Annotated in this window: 1 protein-coding gene and 1 pseudogene; both read left to right on the top strand. The window is 70.5% G+C overall.

The annotated features are described in order from the left end of the window. Nucleotides 1-19: 19 nt before the first annotated feature. Nucleotides 20-1,489: an RNA polymerase factor sigma-54 gene (gene rpoN, locus AC1D01_RS32840; RefSeq protein ID WP_477873672.1), complete on the top strand. Its 1,470-nt coding sequence runs from the start codon at nt 20-22 to the stop codon at nt 1,487-1,489. 129 nt (nt 1,490-1,618) lie between these two features. Continuing rightward, nucleotides 1,619-1,860, top strand: a pseudogene (locus AC1D01_RS32835) (hypothetical protein); the annotation flags it as partial.

Raw genomic sequence — 1,860 nt, 5'->3', positions numbered from 1 at the left:
GCATCAAGGAGACCGCGGAATGAATGCACCGACCCTTCGAACCGAGGCGCGGCAGGTCCAGGGCCTGACGCCGCGCCTGCAGCGCGCCGTGCGCCTGCTGCAGCTGTCGTCGCAGGATTTCGTCCAGGAGATCCGCGACAGCATGGTGACCAACCCGTTCCTCGAACTGGAGGAGACCGGCCCCGACGTCGTCGCACCTGCCACCTTCGACCCGACGCTGTCCGAGGCCGTGCCGATCGCCGAGGCGGACACGCTCGCACCGGCCAATGACGCGACGATGGAGGCCCCACCGTCGGCCGATGCCGACATGGCCTTCGAGCGCGACAGCTGGCAGGCCGGGCCGGGCAGCACCGGCGGCAGCGGCTCGGGCGACAGCGACATCAGCGCGATGGAGCTGGTGGCCGCCGATGTCGACCTGCGCCAGTACCTGCGATCGCAGATCGCCATGCTGCCGCTGGACGAGCGCGACCATGCGCTCGCCTGCACGGTCATCGAGTCGCTCGACGACGACGGCTACCTGCGCACCGGCCTCGATGAACTGGCGACGCTGGCCGCCCTGTCGCCGGCGGTCGAGGCCTGCGAGATGAACACCGCGCTGAAGCTGGTGCAGTCGCTGGAGCCGGCCGGCGTGGCCGCGCGCAGCGTGGCCGAATGCCTGCTGCTGCAGATGCCGCAGATCCAGGATGCCGACGAGCGTGCGCTCGCCGGGCGCATCGTCGCGCAGCACCTGGCGCAGCTCGCGCAGCGCGACATCGCCGGCATCGCGAAGGCGCTGGGCGAGCCCCCCGCGCGCGTGCAGGCCGCCTGCGAACGCATCCGCCACCTCGACCCGCGCCCGGGCTGGCGCCATGGTGCCGAGAACCTGAACTACGTGACGCCGGACGTGATCGTCAAGAAGGTGCGCGGCACCTGGGCCGCCGCGCTGAACCACGCGGTGATTCCGCGCGTGAAGCTGAACCAGATGTACGCGAACCTGTTCCAGCAGCACCGCGGCGGCGGCCACGGCGAGATGGCCGCCCACCTGCAGGACGCCCGCTGGACGGTGCGCAACGTGCAGCAGCGCTTCTCCACCATCCTGTCGGTGGCGCAGGCCATCCTGAAACGCCAGCACCGCTTCCTCGACGTCGGCCCGCTCGCGATGAAGCCGCTCGGCCTGCGCGAGATCGCCGACGAGGTCGGCATCCACGAGTCCACCGTGTGCCGGGTGACGAACAACAAGTACATGGCGACGCCGGTCGGCGTGTTCGAGCTGAAGTACTTCTTCTCGCGCGGCATGCACACCGCGAGCGGCGGCAGCACCTCGCCGACCGCGGTGCGCGGCGTGATCCAGGGGATCATCGAGGCGGAGGACCCGAAGAAGCCGCTGTCGGACGCCCAGATCGCCAAGCTGCTGACGCGCCAGGGCCTGACGGTGGCGCGCCGCACGGTGACCAAGTACCGCCAGTTGCTGAAGGTGGAGCCGGTCGAGCGGCGCAAGCGGGCGGCCTGAATCAAAAAGTCACAAACGGCGCAGGCACGACACTTGCCAGTAGAAGTCCAGCGGCCAGCCGACACGCGATGTCGGCCCCGTCCGACAGACCCCGGCCCGCACCCGATTGCGGGCGACCGAAAGCCTTTCATGCAGGACCGTGCCGACACGACCAACTCCAGGCTCAACGACCTCGGCCCCACTTTGTTCGACCGGTTGCCGCAGGCCGCCCTGCTCGTCGATGCCGAAGGGCACGTGCTGGACGCCAACCCGGCCGCCCAGGCGTTGGCGCGCGGCGGCGACCTGCCGTCCGACCTGATGCGGCTGGCGCCGTCGCTCGCGCTCGGCCGGGCGCTGGCCGCCGGCGAGGAATGGTCGGGCGAGGTCAGCAT

It is taken from the genome of Rhizobacter sp. P3_B12 (genome assembly GCF_056402895.1).
The sequence above is the reverse complement of the archived record's forward strand: the minus strand, read 5'-3'. Positions and strand labels throughout refer to the sequence as shown.